The following is an 18,032-nucleotide window of genomic DNA, read 5'->3' as shown; positions in this document are numbered from 1 at the left end:
ATCGAGCGTGTCGTGCGGGCCGCTGTGGACGAGCGGGCGGCGGAATGGCCCGGAACGGTGCGCTGCGGCAGCCACCCGTGCCGGGGCAAGCGGCACGACGAGGGATCCGGTCGGTTCTCGCCCCGGGTGGCGCGCGGTCGGGCGCCGGGATGCCGGTCCCGCGACGGCCCGCGCGGGACCCGCCGCGCACGACGGTGCCTTTCCCCGCACGTCCGGGTGGGGAAAGGCGCCGCGGTCACCGCGTCACCAGATCGACTCGACCCACTCCGGGTGGTCGACGAACGGGTTCCGGTTGTGCTGGTAGGTGGTGTATATGACCTCGTTGCGCCGCTTCTCGAAGGCATCCGGCGGGTCCTGGGTGCTCCACTGCTTCAGGACCGACAGCCGCCCGTGGTAGGGGGCGCTGCCGTTGTTGACCGAGTCGTTGGGCTCGAGGTCGGCGAAGCCGTCGTCGCCCTCGTAACGGACAGCCATGTAGAGGATCATGCGGGCGACGTCGCCCTTGACCGCGTTGCGGGGCTCGAAGGAGTCCGCGTCGGTGTAGTTGCCCGGGGCCTCGCCGACCTGCGAACCGCCGTTGTCGAAGTCCTTGTTGCCGCGCGTGCTGTTGACGGACGCGTCGGTGGGGCGAAGGTGGTGGATGTCCGTGCCCGGGCCGGTGGACGTGCCGAAGTCGCCGTGCGACTTGGCCCAGACGTGCTCGCGGTTCCAGTCGTCCGCGTCACCGCCGTTGGTGGACTTGCTCTGCGAACGGCCGGTGTAGAGCAGGACCACGTTCGAGCTGTTGTTCGGGTCCTCATCGGTGTCCTTGAGCGCTTCCCACACCTGGGAGTACGTCAACTTGCTCTGGGAGCTGATGATCCCGTGGAGCGCGTCCTTGAGGTCCTGCCCGGACTTGCCGAGCGCGCCTGCGTAGTAGGTGTCGTCGTACGGCGTGACGGTGGCGGCCCTTGCCGGCGCGGCGGCGCTCGCCGGCTTCGGGGCACTCACCGCGGAGGCCGGGGTCAGTGCCGTGAGGGTCGCCATGACGGCGCCGGCCACGACGATCAGGGGATTTCTGCGAATGGTGCGGGCAACGTGCACGGGCTTTCCCTTCCCCGGGTGGTGACGTCGCCGCGGAGGTGGGGGGCTGGCGGCGACTGCCAACGGGCCGTTGCTCGGCCTGGGGGAAGCATTCCATCGAATTATTCATACGATGTGAAAGTCCGGGGGCGGTTGTGTGCGACGTGCTGAACACCGGGAGAGACCCCCGCCGCTCGGGACAACCGGCGGCCGCATCCCCCGGGAGCCGGAGGATCGACGGCTGCACCCGTTCCGGTGGCGGATCATCGCACCATGCAGGATCCTGGGCGGAACGCGAACGATCCACCGACGGGCGGGGGAGCAGCCGTGCGCTGCTCCCCCGCCCGTCCGTGGAACCGCCCGGCCCCGTGCTCAGGGGGTGGCGAGTTGCCGCTTGCCGTTCAGGTCCTCGGTCTCGTACGTCTTCTTCGTGCCGTCGGCCAACTGCAGCGTGTAGGCGGAGAAGTAGCGCTTGCCGTTCACCGTCTTCGGGTCGGAAAGTGTGACGGTGCCCTTCAGCGGCTTGTCCTGGCACGTCTCGAGGCACCACGTGCCCGTGACATCGCCGGTGCCCGTGGCGTCCGCCTCCCGCCACTGCGTCCAGGTGATGCGGTCGACCGTGGTGAACTCCGAGAGCACCAGCTTGTCCGGACGGCGGTCGGCCTCCTTCGCCTGCGGCTCCTCGTCCTGGCTCAGGACGAACGGCCTCGGGGCGGCGGAGTCGGACGGAGCGGCCTCGTCCGACGCCTCTTCCTCACCGGACGGCGCGCCGGAGGGGTCCTGTGCAGAGGCCGTGGGCGCGGCCTCGCTCTCCCGCGGAGCGGACGACGAGGCGGCCGGGAAGGACGCCTCCGAGACCTTCGACGCGTCGTCGTCGTTCCCGCCGCAGGCAGTGGCCGTCAGCCCCAGTACCGCCGCGCCTACGACGGCTGCTGCCCTGAGCACCGTCTTCCGCTGCGGCTTCGTCGTGATGCGGTTCATCGCTGGCTCCGGTGTCTTGCGGTCGGGTGCGCCGTGGCACTGCGCTAGGCGTCCGCGCCGCTCCGCCCCGACGATGATGTGCGGCAGCACTCGAACGGCTGCCACCCCCACTAACGGCATCCCGACAGGCCCGGTTACGTCGGCCGCGAAGAGTCACCCCCCGCGGACGGCCGGTGCCGCCAGGGCGTAGTCCGGTTCGGCGTCCCGTCGGACGCTGATGCGGGCGGTCACTCTGCGGCCTCCGGCGTCTGGGCCCACGTGATCCGGACCCGGTCCGCCGTGTTCGCGTTCCGGCCCCGACCGATGGCCTTCGTGATGGACACACGGTCCAGGAACAACGCCAGGACTCCCGGCGCTCCTGGAGGTCCCAGGCGGCCCAGGGGGAGCCCTCTCCCACCGGGTCCTCCCCCGGTTCCGTCCACTCCGTGGGGATCTCCACGGCACCGCTGGCGGCAGCCTCCAGAAAGGCCACGTGCACGGCCGTACGGGCCTCGTGAGCCTCCATGCCTTCCCCTCCAAGAACATCTCCAGGCCCACGGTGCCCCCATACACGCCGTCCTGACGGTCCTGGAACAACGTCCGGAGGGCAGCGCTTACATGCTCCAAATCAGCCTTGGCGGCTGCCAGTTCCGCGTCCCGGCCGGATGTGTCGCCCGGGCAGCGAACCGCCGGGCCGCCACGGCCGGCCACTCCAGGTCGTCCGGGTCGGACGGGTCGATGGCGGTCAAGCGGTTCCGCACGGCCCGGCTCACGACCTCGTCCACCGGCTCCCGGTTGACCACCAACCCGCCATGGCCCGGAACCAGTCCGGCACTCGCCCGGTTGCACCGGGCCCTTGGCCGTGATCAGGGCAGCGCATTTCTCCCGCTGGGACTCCGGGGAAGCCTCGCTCCCGTCGTCCCGACGCTTGGACTGCCTGATGTAAGAGACTGCACGCACATGGTCGAGGTAGGGCCCCAGCCCGGGGCCCTCTTGGTGAGAGGTGTCATGTGCCCAGTGTTGTAAAGATCAACGTACTGACCGTGCCGGACGAGCAGCGGGAGGTCCTGGAGAAGCGCTTCGCCTCCCGGGCCGGGGCGGTCGAGAACTCGGACGGGTTCGAGTGGTTCGAGCTGCTGCGCCCCGTCGAGGGCACCGACCAGTACCTCGTGTATACGCGCTGGCGCAGCGAGGCCGACTTCCAGGCGTGGATGGAGGGCCCCATGCAGGCGGCCCACCGGGGCGGTGGCGGCGAGGGCCAGGAGCGTCCGAAGCCGGCCGCGAGCGGTTCGACGCTGTGGTCGTTCGAGGTCGTGCAGCAGGCGGCGCCGAAGGGCTGAGACGGGCCTCCCCGGCCGGCCCTCTCCGCCGCGCCCGGCACCACGGAACGCCGATGCGCCGGCGCATCGGCGTTCCGGACCGCGCTGCCACTGCGCGCGGCCGGCCGGATCTCTCAGACGTGCAGCAGGCGCGCGACGAGGTCGCGGTAGCCCCGCAGCGACGATCGGAGGTCCTCGGTGTCGGTGACCTCGGAGCCGCCGTGCCAGCCGTCGCGCAGGGCGCGACGGCGTTCCGCGAGCGCCTCGGTGAAGACTGTGGCGATCTCCTCGAGCAGGGCGTCGGCAGCTTCCACGGAACTCCGCGGATCGTCGACGAACCCCGTCACGGCCTCATGCAGGCGCTTCTCCGCAGCACCGGCGCGGTCGGCCAGCACCGGGGCCGTACCCGGAACGTCGTCCGCTCCGTGAGGACGGTGTGCGTGACGGGCGTCCGCTCCGAAGTCCCGGTCGCCGCCGGCAGGCGGGTCCTGCGGCGGGGCGGAACCCTCGTGGCCGTGGTGCGGCGCGTGCCCGGGGTGCCCGTCGCCGCCGGGCGGGGAGGTGCGCTGCGCCGGGAGTGTCCCGTCGCGCGTCGTGCCTGCCATGCGCTCGGCGAGGGCGTGCCCGGCGTCGACCGGCTGCGACCCCGTGTGCCGGTCCGCTCCGCGATGCTCGTCCCGCGGGTCCGCGGGCGGCTGCTCGGGCGCCATGCGCTCGGCGTCGCGCCCCGGCTGACCTGCGGCACCGGCATGCGACCCCGGCCGGGCCGGCGCGCCGGGTTCGCCGGAAGGAACCGGACCGGTCTCGCGGGTGTGCCGCTCGCGACTCTCCTCCCGCAGGGTCCGCTCGTCCGGACGCTTGTCCACCCCCTCGTCAGTGCGCCGGTTCACGCTCTTGCCCGGGTGACTCCCGGCACCCATGCCGACGTGCTTGCCCAGCTTGTCGAGCAGGCCACCGGACTGCTTTCCGGACGGTTTCGCCGCCGGTTCGCCGACGTGCTCGTCGGAGCGCAGCAAGGGCTTCTCCGGGCTGCTGCCGTGCTCGGCCACCGGATCGAACTCGGACCGTTCCTCCGGACGCGCTGTCATCACGCACCGCCCTTCGTCATGTGCTGGTCGCCGGCCGTCATGTGCTGTTCGCCGGCCGTCATGTGCTGTTCGCCGGTCGTCATGTGCTGTTCGCCGCGCGGCTGCCCGGCGAATTCACCATGTCCACCGGTGGGTTCACCGGCGGCGGGTCGCATGTCCCCTGTGCTGTGCGAGGCGGTCCGCTCGGCCGAGGCCTTGCCGTCGCGCGGGCCGGAGGTCACCAACTGCTCGAACAGCTCGCGGGCGTGGACCAGAGCCTCCCGCAGCTCTTCGGTCTCGGTGCTGCTCTCGTGGACGCGGCCGGCCACGGCGTGGACTCGGCGGTAGCCGTCGACGTGGTGGGCGCGGTGCACGGACAGCGCCTCGATCCGGTCCTCGTGCGACTCGGCCCGGTACCCGCGGTCGTGGATCAGGCGGGTGAGCAGCTGCTCGGCCGCTGCCACCGCGGCGGCGGGCGAGTCGACGAACTGCTCCTGCACGCCGGCCCACTGGGCCACGTACTGCTCCCGGGCCTCAGGGCTCAGCGGCTTCTCGCGGAGCCTGCCGTGCCGCTTGAGGCGCTGACGCAGTTCGGCTTTCGTCGCCCTGTCGTTGCCGTCGTGGCGGGCGAGCGTCCGCTCGTACTCGGGGCCGAACCGTTTTCTGAGGCCCCCGCCGACGCCTCCGCGCGTCGCCGGCCGGGCGAAGACGAGCGCGAGGATGACGACGGCCGTGAGGGCCAGAATGATGATGACTCCGGTGGACATGGGATGCCTTCCCGTCGAGACCCTCCTCGGAGGTTTGCTGTTCCTCCGTGTTGCCGGACAGCGTCGGGCCAAACACGCGTGATCCGGACCCTGCTGCGGTGCGACAATCCGGATCCATGACCAACACCACGACCTTCGAGGCCAGTTGGGGCGTTGCCCGCGAGCCGGTCGGTTCCGCTGACGCCCTCGCCCTGTTCCGCGACTACTACACCGAGGTCAGCGACCGGTACTACCTGCTGCACGAGGGGCACCGGACGGCGCCGGAGGAGCTGGCGAGGTGCCTGGCCGAGGAAACGGGCGCGGAGTTGGAGCCGCCGAAGGGCGTACTGCTGGTTGCCCGGTACGGCGGGGAGGCGGCCGGGTGCACGGGCATCCGGCTGGTGGACGACCGGGACCGGACCGCCGAGCTGAGCCGGGTGTTCGTCCGCCGGGAGCGACGCGGATGCGGCGGTGGGGCGCGGTTGCTGGCCGAGGCCGAACACACCGCGCGCGGGATGGGGGCGGAGCGGATCGTCCTGGACACCCGGCACGATCTCGTGGAGGCGCGGGCCCTGTACGCCCGGCACGGCTATGCGGAGGTGCCCGCCTTCAACAGCCGCCGCTACGCGCAGCGTTGGTTCGCCAAGGAGCTCACGGGCTGACTGCGGTTCGTGCCGGGGCGGGTGGAACACGTGCGTCCCGGTGGTGTCCGAGCCTGTGCAGAGCGCCGGGGGTCTGCCAGTCGCAGTGCAAGATCCGGGGTGACCGGAGCGGGGTCTACGGGGCGGACACCCGGCGGTATCCGGAGGCGAGGACGCGGGAGCCGTAGGGCCTTCCCGCCCCTTCCCGACGCCTCCGCGCCGCGTTCCCTCCGGTTCCCGGGCCGTGTCGATCCCCGGTTCTCGCTGCGGATGACCGGATCCGCACATCCGATCGCCCGGGGGTCTGGCGCACCGCCCCGGGTTTTTGTATGTTGGAGGAACAAAGTGGTTCCGCCCGCGAATCCCTGACCGGCGGGCGGAACCACTTGCCTCCCGTCACCGCCTGGAGCACCACCTGATGACGCCCGTACGGCCCCTCACGGCACGCGCACTCCTGCTCGACATGGACGGCACGCTCGTGAACTCCGACGCCGTCGTCGAACGGTGCTGGCGCCGGTGGGCCGCCGAGCAGGGTCTGGAAGCCGATCACGTCCTGCGGCACGTGCACGGCCGGCAGGCCCACGCGACCATGGCCGTCCTGCTGCCGGACCGCCCCGCCGCCCTCAACCACGAGGACAACCGGCGGATGCTCGAACAGGAGACGTCCGATGTGGCGGGCATCGTGCCGGTGCCCGGTGCGCCCGCCTTCATGGCCTCCCTCCAGCGGCTTCCCCACGCCCTGGTGACCTCCGCCGACGAGCGGCTCGCGCAGGCCCGGATGGGGGCCGCGGGACTGCCGATACCGCACCTCAGGGTCACCGCCGAGCGCGTCGGGGCGAGCAAGCCGGACCCGGAGGGCTTCCTGAAGGCCGCATCCGAACTGGGGTACGCACCCGAGGACTGCATCGTCTTCGAGGACTCCGAGGTGGGCATCACGGCGGGCCGTGCGGCGGGGATGCGCGTCGTCGGCGTCGGACCGCGGGCCTCGGCACACGGTCCGACGGCCCAGGTCGCGACGCTGGAGCAGGTACGCGTGGAGGCCTGCGCCGACGGTGCCCTGACCGTGCACGTGCACGACTGACCCTGCGGCCCCCGGGCCGCCTCCCGGCGGTCGAAAAACGACGGGGTCAGCCGGCCGCCGCCTCGTAGAGGCTGAACGCCCCCAGCGCGACCATCACGCCCGCCGCCACCCTGGTGACCACGGTGAGCGGCACGAACCTCATGAGGGTGCGCCCGCCCAGGATCCCGATGGCCGCCACCGCCCACAGCGCCAGCACGGCGCCGACGGCGACCGACACGGGGTCGTCGTAACGGGCCGCGAGGTTCGCCGTCATGATCTGGGTGAGGTCGCCGAACTCGGCGACCAGGATGAGCGAGAAGCCGGCACCCGAGACCTTCCAGAAGCTCTGCCCCTCCGGCTCGGGCGCGTCCTCCTCCTCGTCGCCGCCCTTCCGGAACAGCAGGACCGCCGCGCCGGCCAGGAAGAGCACGCCGACCACCACCTGCACCAGCCGGTGCGGAAGCAGGGTGAGCACGCTGCCCGCCGCCACGGCGAGCGCGACGTGCACCGCGAAGGCGGCGGCCACCCCCGCGAAGACGTAGGAAGCCCGGTAGCGGGTGCCGAGCACCAGTCCGGCGAGGGCGGTCTTGTCGGGCAACTCGGCGAGAAAGACGACGCCGAAGACGACTGCGATGATCGCGAAGCTGAGCACGCGGTGATGTTCCTCAATCGGTCGGGCCACCGCACCGACAGCGCTCCGGTCAGGGGATCGCTTCGGCACGGCAGCGTCGGGACACTGGACCGAAGGTCTCGTCGGCGTGCCGCACGCGGCACGCCCCCGGGCGCCGGCCCGGATCCCCTGACGAGGGGCCGGGCAGTATGTCGACGGTCCGGCGAAGGACTACTCCCCTTCTGCTGCCCCCAGGGTACGGGACCTCCGCGCGTGGCCCTCCTCGGCCCTGTGCAGGCGGCGGCGGGCGACGAGTTCGATCACCAGCGCCACCGCCACCGCCTGCACCGCCAACAGCGCGACCAGCACGAACAGCTGCACCGCCCCTGCCGCCAGTGGGGAGGCCCCGCCCAGCAGCATGCCGACGAAGGCGCCCGGCAACGTGACGAGCCCCACGGTGCGCGTCTGGTCGAGGCCCGGCAGGAGAGCGTCGGATGCGGCAGGCCGGGCGATCTCGAGCCGCGCGTCCCGGTCGAGGAGGCCGAGTGCCAGCCCGGCCTCCACCTCGCCGCGGCGCGTGTGCAGTTCGTCGAGGGCGCGGCGGCCGGCGAGGGTGGTGGCCGTCATCGCACCGCCGATGAGGATGCCGGTGATCGGGATCAGTGCGATGCCGTCGACCGGAACCAGACCGGTGAGCAGCAGTGCGGTGACCACCGGCACCACTGCGGCGGCGACCGGGACGACGGCCCACCACCAGGTGTGGTTGCGGGTGACGCGCCGGCCCGCAGTCCGGACGGCGACGGCCAGCATGAGCAGCAGGAAGGCGAACAGCAGCCCGGCAGCGCTGACCACCCAGCCGATGAGGAAGGAAACGGCGGCCAGCTGCACGGCCGCCCGGACGCCGGCCACGGCGACGGCGGTGGAGTAGCTGCGCCCGTCCCGGTCCCGGAGCCGGGCCAGTGCGGCGACGCCGACGGCGGCGACCAGCAGCGCGGCGAGGACGAAGCCGAGCGGGGCGTCGACCGGCAACAGGGGCTCCGCCGCTGCGCGATGAGCGTGTGCGTGCACGTCCTCATCCTAGGAGGGGGCGACGGGCCCCGGCCGGATCATCGTGCCGGGCCGCCGGGACGTACGCGGGCTTCTCCGCACGCTCCCGGGTGCGCGTCGCCTCGGCGTTCCGCCCCCGAACCCCCGGTCATGCCATTTCCTACATCACGCCAATCCCTTCAGACCTCTTGATATGACGTGAACATGTCGCCACTCTGTTACCTGGCACCCACCCCCACGCAACCTGGCGCCGCAACGCTTGCCGGGCCACCGGGGCCCAACACCCCCACTTCCAGAGGGAGTTCCGATGTCCCACATAGCCGAGACCCGCCGCGGTTTCTACGCGCGTCGACGTTCTCTCGTCCCACGCCGGCTGGTGAAGGCCGGCGCCGCCGTCGCCGCGGGAGTCCTGGGCAGCCTGCTGCTGTCCGCACCCCCCGCCCAGGCCGCACCGCCCACCCCGATCGCCGCCTCCACCGCTCGCACGTACCTGTACGAGCTCACCCTCAAGGCCGAGGGCTCGACCAGCGGTTACAGCCGTGACCTGTTCCCGCACTGGATCACCCAGTCCGGCACCTGCGACACCCGCGAGCAGGTCCTCAAGCGCGACGGCACCAATGTGGTGACGAACTCCAGCTGCCAGGCCACCAGTGGCAGTTGGTACTCCCCGTACGACGGCGCGACCTGGTACGCCTCCTCGGACGTCGACATCGACCACGTCGTTCCGCTGGCCGAGGCGTGGACGTCGGGCGCAAACTCGTGGTCGACGAGCCAGCGTCAGGCCTTCGCCAACGATCTGTCCGAGCCGCAGCTGATCGCGGTCACCGACAATGTCAACCAGTCCAAGAGCGACAAGGACCCGGCCGAGTGGCTGCCGCCGCGGTCCGCGTACCACTGCATGTACGCGCGCATGTGGGTCGACATCAAGCACGGTTACGACCTGTCGGTCGACCAGGCGGAGCGGGACGCCCTCTACAACGTCCTCAAGAACTGCTGACGCCGCTGCCACCTGCCTGAACGGCGGAATCCGGCCGCCGGAAACTCTCCACAGCGCTCCGTCGTTCCGTACCGTACGGGGCGATGACGTGCACGGAGGGAATACCGATGGCCGGATTGCGCCTGGGACCGCTGCTGCGGCAGGTGGACTGGAAGACCGGTGAGAGCGTGACCGTCTGGGTCGAGACCGACCGGGCCTGCGTGGCGGAGGTGATCTGCGACGACGGCGCCCGCGGCTCGGCCCGGACGTGGCAGGTCGCCGGCCACCACTACGCCCTGGTCCGGGTCGAGGGACTGCGCCCCGGCAAGGAGGTCGCCTACCGGGTCCTGCTGGACGGCGACCGGGTGTGGCCGCTGGACAGCCCGCCCGACGGCACCGGCGCCCTTCCGGTGAGCACCATCCGCACCCCCGTCCCCGGGTCGGGCGACGAGGTGCGCGTGGCCTTCGGCTCCTGCCGGTGGGCCGCCCCGCCCTCGGGAGCCGGGACCCGGCTGAGCAGCCGGGCACACGTTCACGACCCGGTCGGCCCGGACGCCCTGGACACCCTCGCGCACCGCCTGGCCACCGACCCGGCCGCCCAGCGCCCCGACGTGCTGCTGCTGCTCGGCGACCAGGTGTACGCGGACGAGACCTCCGACAGCACCCGCGCCTGGATCGCGACCCGACGCGACCTCGACGAGCCCCCCGGCGACCAGGTCACGGACTTCGAGGAGTACGCCCACCTCTACTACGAGTCCTGGCTCGACCCGGAGGTGCGCTGGCTGCTCTCGTCCGTGCCCAGCTGCATGATCTTCGACGACCACGACGTCATCGACGACTGGAACACCAGCGAGACCTGGCTCGACGGCATGCGGCGGACCGGCTGGTGGCACGAACGCATCACGGCCGGGCTGATGTCGTACTGGGTCTACCAGCACCTGGGGAACCTCTCGCCCGCGGAGCTGGACGCCGACCCGCTCCTCGCCGCGATCGCCGGATCGGACGACGGGACCGCGCTGCTGCGGGAGTTCGCCGAACGCGCCGACGCCGACCCCGGCAGCACCCGCTGGAGCTACCGGCGCGACTTCGGGCGCACCCGGGTCCTCATGGTCGACAGCCGCGCCGCCCGCGTCCTGCCGGAACAGGAACGCGCGATGCTCGACGCCGGCTCGGCGGCCTGGCTGCGCGAACAGGCGCTGAGCGAACCGGAGGACTGCGACCACCTGCTCATCGGTACCTCCCTGCCCTGGTTGTTGCCGCCCGCCATCCACGACACGGAGCAGTGGAACGCCGCGCTGTGCGCCGGGCGGCGCGGTGAACGCTGGGCACGGATCGGCGAGAAGCTGCGCCAGGCCGGCGACCTGGAGCACTGGGCGGCATTCCCCGAGTCGTTCGACGACCTCACCGACCTCGTCCGGCAGGTCGGCAGCGGTCCGCACGCGCCGGCCGGGGTGTTCGTCCTGTCCGGGGACGTGCACCACGCCTACGTCGCCGAACCGCGCTGGCGGGGCGAGGACCGGCCGCAGTCGCGGGTGCTGCAACTGACTTGCTCCCCCGTGCACAACAGCGTCCCCGCGACGATGAAGGCCGGATTCCGGTTCGGCTGGAGCCCGTTCGGCCGCTGGGTCGGCCGGGCCCTGGCCCGGCACGGGCGGGTGCGTCCGCCGGAGATCGACTGGCGGCGCAGCGGCGGCCCGTGGTTCGGGAACCAGCTGATGACGCTCAGCCTGCGGGGACGCCGGGCCCGGCTGCGTCTCGACCGCGCCGACCGCGAGGGCGGCGGAACCGCCCGGCTCAGCACGGTGTACGAGGACGACGTGACCTGACCGGGCCTCACCGGCCGGCCCCGGACGGTCGGCCCCGGACGGTCGGCGCGGGCGTGCGCAGCCGGCGTTGTCGGAGGGCACCTGCATCATGCTGCCCATGACGCACATCGACGGCGAGGCAGCCCCCCGGCCTACCCGATGCGGGCGAGCCAGTAGCGGTACGCCGAGGCGAAGGGTTCGGTGCCGTCACCGTCGCGACGGCCCGCATCCATCAACCACTCACAGGTCTGCCGGGCCGTTCTGACGACGCTCTCGGGGTAGCCGTAGAGCACGCTGTGTTCGGCGAACTCGTCTTCGTCCTCGATCCGGACTTCACCGCCGATGGGCCGCACGACGTCGAGATCGAGGTCCACCGTGCGCAAGGACGGCCCGATCCGTGTTCCACTCGGGCACCGTGCACACGTCGCAGTACATCTCAAGGCCCGGATCCGCACAGAACGTCGTCGTCCACCACTCACCACACGGGACCGACATCACGTACGCGAATCGACTGGTCCAGCCGCCCGTGGCCGAACTGACGGCCACACCGCGCGCCGTGCTCAACCACACACCGTACTCGTCTTCGCCAAGCCGGTCAGCAGTCCACTGCGCGCTCAGGCTGCCGTCGTACTTCCGGATGTCGACCAGCACGGAGGAGCTCTCTCGGATCACACCAGGACATTAACGCGACCCAGCCGGTCACCGGTCTGCGCAAGGCCCCCGGATCCGGCGGTCCGTCGCAACAGCCGGGGCGGCGGTGTCGGCGGCTCCGCCCCTGATCCTCGCAACACCGGCTCCGCAGTGCGGCGCGCCGTCGGTGCAGGCGTACGCTGCATGGCTGTGATGCCGCTCCAGCCGCTCCCCTGCGACCGTCGCGGCGGGGGACCGTATCGGGAGAGACGTTGCACGAATGCCTGGGACCGCTGGCCGAGGCGCCCTGGATCCACCTGATCATCGGGGTGTCCGTCCTCCTCGACGTCTTCCTGCCCGTCCTGCCGAGCGGGATTCTCGTGATCACCGCGGCCACTGCGGCCTCGGGTGCCGGAAGCGCCGCCGGGGTGCCGGGGAGCGACCAGCCGGGCGTCCCCGGCCTGTTGCCGCTGGTGCTGTGCGCCGCCACCGCGTCCTTCCTCGGAGACCTCGTCGCCTACCGGCTGGCCCGGCGCGGCGGCACCGGTATCGAGAGGGTCCTCGCCCGCTCCCGCCGGCTGGCCACCGCCCGGTCCCGGCTCGGCAGCGCCCTGACGCACGGCGGCGGGCTGCTCGTCGTCCTCGCCCGGTTCGCCCCCGCGGGGCGCTCGCTGGTCAGCCTGGGTGCCGGTGCGACGCGGCGCAGCGCTGCCGAATTCCTTCCCTGGTCGGCGCTGGCCGGCCTGATGTGGGCCGGGTACAGCGTCGGGCTGGGCTGGTTCGGCGGTCAGTGGTTGGGGGCGACGTGGATCGCCACGGCGGTCTCGGTGTGTGCCCTCTTCCTCGCCGGCGCCGTCGCGGCCTACGCCATCAGACAACCGAGGATGCGGCAGCGCAGGGCTGAGGCCACGGTCTGACGAGGCGGCGCCGCCCGGCGGGCACGGACGACTGCCCAGGGGCATGCCCGTGCCCATGCCCGTCCGGCGGCGGCCGTCATCCCGTAGGTGGTGGGGTGGGCAGCGCCAGGCCATGGTTGCCGTGGCGGCCGATGGCCAGCGCCGCCGCGATGTCGGCGGGCAGATCGGCGAGCCCCAGCAGCCCGGCCACAAGCCGTCCCGCCAGGCCGTGCCAGTCGGCGGCCCGGCGCAGCATGGCGTGGTCGCTCCCCGGGATCACCACCCGGCAGACCTCGGCGCCGGCCTGCCGGGCGCGCAGGGCGAAGTGCAGCGATCCGGCGGGATCGGTGATCCGGTCCCGGTCGGAGTGGACGAGCACCACGCGCCGGCCCGCCAGATGCGCGACGGGCTCGCCGGGCGGACACCACGGCGCGAGGGCCACCACCCCGCTCAGGCCCGGGTCGCCGCCGATCCGCAGTGCCGCACGAGCGCCCATCGAATGGCCGACGGCGACGACCGGCAGCGGACCGTGCGTTCCGGTCAGTTCGGCATGTGCGGCACGGGCGTCGCGGACGGTGTCGGCCCGGTCGCCGTTCCATCCGCGGTGGCGGTAGCGGACCTCGCCGAGGGCGACGGCATGTCCGTTCGAGGCCCGGAGCACGGCCGCACCGAACGGGCGCATCCGCAGGCCGGGCAGGTTCAGCAGGGAAGGGGCGTCGAGGCCGTCGGCGCGGCCGCCGTGCAGCAGGAGCACTCCGGCCTCGGCAGGCCCGGGGCAGGTTCTCAGGCGCAGGGCCCGGTGCGTTCCCGGTTCGTCGCTCTGTACGTTCACGCGGTTCGTGTCTCCCCTCGCCGGCGCCGGTCCCCCTGTGCGGTATTCGTGGCCGCCGCGGCTGCGGATTGCGTCCGACCCGGCCGGGGTCAAAGGCGCCGCGGCAGCAGCCCGGCGACCGACAGCGCGCCCCATCCCACGGACACGGCGACGGCCTTCAGGCGCTTGTCGCGGCCGGGCAGAGTGGCGCCGAGCAGGACGGCGTCACCGAAATCGGAGGCAATGCGCAGCAGGGCCGCGGCCCGCAGGGGCGCCCCCTCGGGGGCGACGGCCATGGCGATCCCGTTGGCCGCGTCGCGCCAGGCCAGCGGGCGCAGGGACGTGGCGGTGGCGGGGGCCGTTCGTCCGGATCCGTCGACGAGCCCCGAGGGGCGGGCGAGCAGTCCGGGTCTGGCGGCGACGGCGATGCCGTACACGGCGGTCGCCGCTCCGACCAGGCGTAGCAGTCCGACTCGCACAGGGCCTCCGCGTGGCGTCGAGGGCCGGCGGGGCCGGGGGCCGCCGCCGAAAGGTGGGCGGGAGATCCTTTTCCCCGTAATCCGGCGGGGCACTCCCCACTGTCACCGATGCGGGTGGTGGACGGTCGGGCCGTCCTGCGGCGCCTTCGCGCCCGGTCCGGGCGGCCACGGCAGGCGTGCGGGCGGAACGAGCGGCGCGACGTTCAGGGGACCTCGTGGAGGAACGGGACCTCGCGCAGGTAGAGAGCACCGCAGGTGTGGCAGCAGCGCTCGCGGGTGCGCCCCCAGTCGCTCTCCGGTTTCACAGCGGCCCGGCGCCGCAGCTCGCGTCCGCACATCGCGGTCGTCTCGGCGTCGCGCACCATGTGCCAGTTCCTGACCGGTCCGAGGTCAGCGGCGAGGGGATCGTCCTGCGATTCCACGGCGGGCGCGTACTCGGCCCGTAGTTCGTGCTCGTGCATGGGAACCTCCCCCCTCACTGTCCTCCGGGACGTGGCGGGCCGCCACTTCCCGGCACAGGGGGGAGGAACGCTGCCGTCGTCGGACGCGACGGGTTCCGCGAGGTCAGACGGAGCCGTCGAGGAGGCCCTTGAGGAAGGCGGTCGTCTCTGCAGGCGTCGATGCCTCGGCGGCGAGCCGCTCCATGATCAGCGTGTACTGCTCGACGTCCTCCCGCTTGTCGAGGTAGACGGCGCTGGTCAGCTGCTCCAGGTAGACGAGATCGGGCAGGTCGGCCTCCAGGAAGCGGAGGATGGTGATGGGGCAGCCGGCCGCGGCGTGCGCCCCGACGTTGAAGGGCGCGACCTGGAGGGTCACGTTCGGCAGCTGCGAGACCTCCAGCAGGTGCGCCAGCTGCGCGCGCATGACATCGGGACCGCCGAAGGGCCTGCGCACCGCGGCCTCGTCGATCACCGCCCACAGGCGGGGGGCGTCGGGGCGCGCCAGGAGTTTCTGCCGTTCCATCCTCAACTCGACCAGCCGGTCGATCTTGCGGCGGGGAGCGTCCGCGTACCCGAGCAGGCTGACGGCGCGGGCGTACTCCTCGGTCTGGAGGAGGCCGGGGAGGAACTGGACTTCGTAGGTCCTGATGATCGAGGCGGCTTCCTCGAGGCCGATGTGCAGTTCGAACCAGTCCTCGAGGACGTCGTTGAACCGGTGCCACCAGCCGGGGGTGTTGGCCTCACGGGCCAGGGCGAAGTAGTCCCCGCGTTCGCCCTCGTCACGGACCCCGTAGAGAGTGAGCAGGTCCCCGAGGTCGTTCTCCTTGAAGCCGACCTGGCCGAGTTCGAGACGGCTGATCTTGGCGTGGGAGGCGCGGATCGACTTCCCGGCGGCTTCCCTGCTGATGTCCTGGGCCTGGCGGAGCTTGCGCAGCTGCGCCCCGAGGACGATGCGCAGTGCCGTGGGGCCGACATGGGGTTGACCCAGGTAACGGCGGATCGCTTCCCCATCGTTCGGCCGCACTATCGCGGTCATGCCAACTCCCCTGCCAGACTGACCAGTTCGGACAGTCTGGCATTTGCACCCCTCCGGGTACAGAGTCTCACCCGAGGTGTGACCGGAGGCGCACGGACAGTTCATCCGGCGAGCGGGTCCGTCACAGAGCTCGCACGAAACCGGTCATGGCATCGAAGTCGCCGTCCTTGGCGCCGGCTATGAACGCCGCCATTTCCTCATGGGTGTAGACGAGCGCAGGGCCCTCCGGGTGGCGGGAGTTGCGGACCGCGAACTCCCCGTCCGGCAGCGCCGCAACCTCCACGCAGTTGCCTCCGGGGGCACTGCGACGGCTCTTCCTCCAGACCACGCCCTGGATCCGCGTGGACGGAACCCCGTTGCCGAACTCCGACATCCGCCGGCTCCTCTCGGGTTGCTGATCGGCCCCCGTCGCCGTAAATGGCACATCCGTTCTTGCAGATGTGCTTACAACTGTAATTGCAGATGTACTTGCAACACCAGGGTGCACCAGGGGTGTTCGCCCGGGCAGGCACTGCCACCAGGGGCGGATCGGACGTGAAGGCACGCCTGTCGGCCCGCCCCCGCGCCCGGGAAGCCCTCATCAGGCTCGCCATGGGTCACCATGAGGGCATGCGAACCGTGGGCGTCGACCTGGCCGCAAGTGCTCCGAACACGGCCGCGGCCGTGGTGTCGTGGGAGGGACGTACCGCGGTGGCAGCGGCGCCGCGAGTGCGCTGCACCGACCTCGAACTGCTCGGACTCCTGGAGCGACTGGAACCGGATGACCGTGTGGGAGTCGACTGCCCCTTCGGGTGGCCGATCCCCTTCGTGCAGGCGGTCTCCGCACACGCGGCGGGCGCACCATGGCCCGGGCGCGGTCTCGACAGCGGAGAGCACCGGGCCGGGCTGCGCCTGCGTCGTACCGACCTGCTGACTCATCGGGCGATGGGTCGCGGAAGCCGCCCGCCCCTCTCGGTCTCCTTCGACAAACTCGGTGCCACCACGGCCCGCTGGGCCCATCTCGCCGATGAGCTGGCCTCACGAGGGCGACCTGTGGAACGGACCGGGGAGGGCCCGGTCGTGGAGGTCTACCCGTCCGCCGCCCGCCGGCGCTGGGGACTCGGCAAGGAGCGTTCCCTGGCCGAACTTCTCGCCGCCGCACCGGGCCTGAGCTGCTCGCCGAAGGCCCGGGAGCAGTACGAGCGGAGCGAGCACGCCTTCGACGCCCTCATCGCAGCCCTTGTCGCCCGCGCAGCCGCCCTCGGCCTGACGCCCCGGCCGTCGGCCGACGACCGGCCGACCGCCGAGGTGGAGGGCTGGATCCACCTGCCTCCGGAGGGCAGTCTTCCGGAGCTGTTCCGGGGATGACGGCCGGCCCGGGCGGCCTTCGAGAATCACGCATTCACGTCGAGCCCGTCACCGAGGCGGTCGCCCGGGAGGCCACGGGTCTCCTCAAGGAAGCCGGACTGCACGGCCAAAAGTACGCCATCGACGCGGCCCTGGCTTCGATCGCTCTGACAGCCGGGCCCTGTCACCGTGTTCACCTCCGACGAGGACGAACTGCCGCCGACTGTGCGGAGACCGCGTGGTGATCGTGAAACTCTGCCCCCGGACCACCGGTCGAAGACTCCGCCGTCCACCGGGGACGGAAGGACAGCGGGATGGCAATCCTGTCGGTGGTCGCTGGATCCGTGGACTCACATGACCGTCCCGTCACGAAGACGGCCTGTCCAGGTCACCTGCCCGTACCTCGCGCGGAGTTACGGGGCCGGTCACGGCCCGAAACCGGGCGGGGCACCCGGCTCCCCCTGCCTGTCGGCTGCGTCCGGGCCCCTCCTTGCCGAAGACCGGCGCGTCGCAGACCCTCGTCACGAGTGCCAGACCTGGCTCATCCTCGTGATGCGGCCGGAGGAGTCCGTCGTCACCGTGAAGATGTTGTCGCGGCAGTAGTTCGCGTCGGCGCTCGACACGCACGCGTCGATCACCCGGGACACCTCGGCGAGGGATGCCTTGCGGTGCTTCGCCCCGTCGGTCGCCAGCTCGAAGCCGGCCCCGCCGGCGAGCCGGTACGCCTTGACCGCACCGGCGCCGTGGTAGCTGCCGCCGTTCATCCCGCAGCTGTACCGCGTGGCCTGGGCCTTCACCACCCCGCCGGACGGCTTCGCGGTGACCTCCAGCACCCGGTTCCCGGGCGGCAGGGACGGGGCGGCGCAGCCGTCGGCCGCCGACGGGCCCTCGTCACCCGCGGGAAGGCCCGCCGGGTCGGACGCCGAAGCTGTAGGCGCCGCGCTGGTCGCCGGATCGCTCGGGCTCGCCGTGGGGGCCGGACTCGTGGTGGCGGTGGGAGTGGCGGGCTGTGCGTCGTCGGACCCTTCGTCCGGTCCGCACGCGGTGAGGGTGAGCAGGGCGGCAGCCAGCGATGCTGCGGTCAGGAGAAGGCGACGAGACATGGTGGGGTTTCCCGGTGC

20 protein-coding genes are annotated in these 18,032 nt (G+C 72.1%); 7 read left to right on the top strand and 13 right to left on the bottom strand.

Translation table 11 applies throughout. The annotated features are described in order from the left end of the window. Positions 1–243: 243 nt before the first annotated feature. Positions 244–1,026, bottom strand: a complete 783-nt coding sequence (locus tag M1E25_RS18470; protein ID WP_251417145.1) for an endonuclease I family protein — start codon at positions 1,024–1,026, stop codon at positions 244–246. A gap of 408 nt (positions 1,027–1,434) precedes the next feature. After that, positions 1,435–2,043 carry a hypothetical protein gene (locus M1E25_RS18465; protein WP_251416971.1) on the bottom strand — a complete coding sequence of 203 codons (609 nt, stop codon included), beginning with the start codon at positions 2,041–2,043 and terminating at the stop codon, positions 1,435–1,437. Between the two features lie 989 nt (positions 2,044–3,032). On the opposite strand from M1E25_RS18465, the gene M1E25_RS18460 reads away from it, so the two are divergent. Then, positions 3,033–3,362, top strand: a complete 330-nt coding sequence (locus M1E25_RS18460) for an antibiotic biosynthesis monooxygenase family protein (RefSeq protein ID WP_251416968.1) — start codon at positions 3,033–3,035, stop codon at positions 3,360–3,362. Positions 3,363–3,475: 113 nt separating this feature from the next. On the opposite strand, the gene M1E25_RS18455 is transcribed toward M1E25_RS18460, so the two are convergent. Both M1E25_RS18455 and M1E25_RS18450 read right to left on the bottom strand, forming a co-directional pair. Continuing rightward, positions 3,476–4,429, bottom strand: a complete 954-nt coding sequence (locus M1E25_RS18455) for a hypothetical protein (protein ID WP_251416966.1) — start codon at positions 4,427–4,429, stop codon at positions 3,476–3,478. Then, on the bottom strand, positions 4,429–5,175 hold the full coding sequence (locus M1E25_RS18450; RefSeq protein WP_251416964.1) for a hypothetical protein: 747 nt from the start codon (positions 5,173–5,175) through the stop codon (positions 4,429–4,431). Before M1E25_RS18450 ends, M1E25_RS18455 begins: the two co-directional genes overlap by 1 nt. A 116-nt stretch (positions 5,176–5,291) precedes the next feature. On the opposite strand from M1E25_RS18450, the gene M1E25_RS18445 reads away from it, so the two are divergent. Both M1E25_RS18445 and M1E25_RS18440 read left to right on the top strand, forming a co-directional pair. Beyond that, positions 5,292–5,816 (top strand): GNAT family N-acetyltransferase, encoded by a 525-nt coding sequence (locus tag M1E25_RS18445; protein ID WP_251416961.1) that lies wholly within the window; start codon positions 5,292–5,294, stop codon positions 5,814–5,816. Between the two features lie 397 nt (positions 5,817–6,213). Further along, positions 6,214–6,876, top strand: a complete 663-nt coding sequence (locus M1E25_RS18440; RefSeq protein ID WP_251416959.1) for an HAD-IA family hydrolase — start codon at positions 6,214–6,216, stop codon at positions 6,874–6,876. Positions 6,877–6,922: 46 nt separating this feature from the next. Here M1E25_RS18440 and M1E25_RS18435 read toward each other — a convergent pair whose 3' ends face one another. Both M1E25_RS18435 and M1E25_RS18430 read right to left on the bottom strand, forming a co-directional pair. Continuing rightward, entirely contained in the window at positions 6,923–7,507 is a 585-nt protein-coding gene (locus tag M1E25_RS18435) for a TMEM165/GDT1 family protein (protein WP_251416956.1), read from the bottom strand. A 189-nt stretch (positions 7,508–7,696) separates the two neighbouring features. Next, on the bottom strand, positions 7,697–8,533 hold the full coding sequence (locus M1E25_RS18430; RefSeq protein ID WP_251416954.1) for an ABC transporter permease: 837 nt from the start codon (positions 8,531–8,533) through the stop codon (positions 7,697–7,699). Positions 8,534–8,819: 286 nt separating this feature from the next. Between M1E25_RS18430 and M1E25_RS18425 the strand changes: the two genes are divergently transcribed. Together M1E25_RS18425 and M1E25_RS18420 are read left to right on the top strand one after the other, a co-directional pair. Beyond that, positions 8,820–9,509 carry an HNH endonuclease family protein gene (locus tag M1E25_RS18425; RefSeq protein ID WP_251416952.1) on the top strand — a complete coding sequence of 230 codons (690 nt, stop codon included), beginning with the start codon at positions 8,820–8,822 and terminating at the stop codon, positions 9,507–9,509. A 107-nt stretch (positions 9,510–9,616) separates the two neighbouring features. Then, positions 9,617–11,314, top strand: a complete 1,698-nt coding sequence (locus M1E25_RS18420) for an alkaline phosphatase D family protein (protein ID WP_251416949.1) — start codon at positions 9,617–9,619, stop codon at positions 11,312–11,314. A gap of 131 nt (positions 11,315–11,445) precedes the next feature. Here M1E25_RS18420 and M1E25_RS18415 read toward each other — a convergent pair whose 3' ends face one another. Next, positions 11,446–11,667, bottom strand: a complete 222-nt coding sequence (locus M1E25_RS18415) for a DUF402 domain-containing protein (protein WP_251417143.1) — start codon at positions 11,665–11,667, stop codon at positions 11,446–11,448. 528 nt (positions 11,668–12,195) lie between these two features. On the opposite strand from M1E25_RS18415, the gene M1E25_RS18410 reads away from it, so the two are divergent. Beyond that, a complete protein-coding gene (locus tag M1E25_RS18410; protein ID WP_251416947.1) occupies positions 12,196–12,840 on the top strand; it encodes a DedA family protein in 645 nt (214 codons plus the stop codon). Positions 12,841–12,916: 76 nt separating this feature from the next. Here the strand turns inward: M1E25_RS18410 and M1E25_RS18405 are convergent, their stop codons facing one another. From M1E25_RS18405 to M1E25_RS18385, 5 genes are all read right to left on the bottom strand, one after another. Then, positions 12,917–13,651 carry an alpha/beta hydrolase gene (locus M1E25_RS18405; protein WP_308290444.1) on the bottom strand — a complete coding sequence of 245 codons (735 nt, stop codon included), beginning with the start codon at positions 13,649–13,651 and terminating at the stop codon, positions 12,917–12,919. Between the two features lie 89 nt (positions 13,652–13,740). Then, positions 13,741–14,109 (bottom strand): hypothetical protein, encoded by a 369-nt coding sequence (locus M1E25_RS18400; protein ID WP_251416944.1) that lies wholly within the window; start codon positions 14,107–14,109, stop codon positions 13,741–13,743. 203 nt (positions 14,110–14,312) lie between these two features. Further along, positions 14,313–14,570, bottom strand: coding sequence for a hypothetical protein (locus M1E25_RS18395; protein ID WP_251416942.1), 258 nt, complete (start codon positions 14,568–14,570; stop codon positions 14,313–14,315). A 103-nt stretch (positions 14,571–14,673) separates the two neighbouring features. Continuing rightward, positions 14,674–15,585 carry a Sco1979 family transcriptional regulator gene (locus tag M1E25_RS18390; protein ID WP_251416940.1) on the bottom strand — a complete coding sequence of 304 codons (912 nt, stop codon included), beginning with the start codon at positions 15,583–15,585 and terminating at the stop codon, positions 14,674–14,676. Between the two features lie 121 nt (positions 15,586–15,706). Continuing rightward, on the bottom strand, positions 15,707–15,958 hold the full coding sequence (locus M1E25_RS18385) for a DUF397 domain-containing protein (protein WP_251416937.1): 252 nt from the start codon (positions 15,956–15,958) through the stop codon (positions 15,707–15,709). 236 nt (positions 15,959–16,194) lie between these two features. On the opposite strand from M1E25_RS18385, the gene M1E25_RS18380 reads away from it, so the two are divergent. Beyond that, positions 16,195–16,932 (top strand): DUF429 domain-containing protein, encoded by a 738-nt coding sequence (locus M1E25_RS18380; protein WP_251416935.1) that lies wholly within the window; start codon positions 16,195–16,197, stop codon positions 16,930–16,932. Between the two features lie 500 nt (positions 16,933–17,432). Here the strand turns inward: M1E25_RS18380 and M1E25_RS18370 are convergent, their stop codons facing one another. Next, entirely contained in the window at positions 17,433–18,014 is a 582-nt protein-coding gene (locus M1E25_RS18370) for a hypothetical protein (protein ID WP_251416933.1), read from the bottom strand. Between the last annotated feature and the right edge of the window lie 18 nt (positions 18,015–18,032).

It is taken from the genome of Streptomyces meridianus, from assembly GCF_023703325.1.
Classification (GTDB): Bacteria; Actinomycetota; Actinomycetes; order Streptomycetales; family Streptomycetaceae; genus Streptomyces; species Streptomyces meridianus.
The sequence above is the reverse complement of the archived record's forward strand: the minus strand, read 5'-3'. Positions and strand labels throughout refer to the sequence as shown.

Excerpts from the sequence above, each read along its gene's own strand:
- M1E25_RS18465 (WP_251416971.1), bottom strand. The coding sequence starts at position 2,043 with ATGAACCGCATCACGACGAAGCCGCAGCGGAAGACGGTGCTCAGGGCA.
- M1E25_RS18380 (WP_251416935.1), top strand. The coding sequence starts at position 16,195 with ATGCGAACCGTGGGCGTCGACCTGGCCGCAAGTGCTCCGAACACGGCC.
- M1E25_RS18425 (WP_251416952.1), top strand. The coding sequence starts at position 8,820 with ATGTCCCACATAGCCGAGACCCGCCGCGGTTTCTACGCGCGTCGACGT.
- M1E25_RS18445 (WP_251416961.1), top strand. The coding sequence starts at position 5,292 with ATGACCAACACCACGACCTTCGAGGCCAGTTGGGGCGTTGCCCGCGAG.
- M1E25_RS18455 (WP_251416966.1), bottom strand. The coding sequence starts at position 4,429 with ATGACAGCGCGTCCGGAGGAACGGTCCGAGTTCGATCCGGTGGCCGAG.
- M1E25_RS18395 (WP_251416942.1), bottom strand. The coding sequence starts at position 14,570 with ATGCACGAGCACGAACTACGGGCCGAGTACGCGCCCGCCGTGGAATCG.
- M1E25_RS18440 (WP_251416959.1), top strand. The coding sequence starts at position 6,214 with ATGACGCCCGTACGGCCCCTCACGGCACGCGCACTCCTGCTCGACATG.
- M1E25_RS18370 (WP_251416933.1), bottom strand. The coding sequence starts at position 18,014 with ATGTCTCGTCGCCTTCTCCTGACCGCAGCATCGCTGGCTGCCGCCCTG.
- M1E25_RS18450 (WP_251416964.1), bottom strand. The coding sequence starts at position 5,175 with ATGTCCACCGGAGTCATCATCATTCTGGCCCTCACGGCCGTCGTCATC.
- M1E25_RS18420 (WP_251416949.1), top strand. The coding sequence starts at position 9,617 with ATGGCCGGATTGCGCCTGGGACCGCTGCTGCGGCAGGTGGACTGGAAG.
- M1E25_RS18470 (WP_251417145.1), bottom strand. The coding sequence starts at position 1,026 with ATGGCGACCCTCACGGCACTGACCCCGGCCTCCGCGGTGAGTGCCCCG.
- M1E25_RS18385 (WP_251416937.1), bottom strand. The coding sequence starts at position 15,958 with ATGTCGGAGTTCGGCAACGGGGTTCCGTCCACGCGGATCCAGGGCGTG.
- M1E25_RS18390 (WP_251416940.1), bottom strand. The coding sequence starts at position 15,585 with ATGACCGCGATAGTGCGGCCGAACGATGGGGAAGCGATCCGCCGTTAC.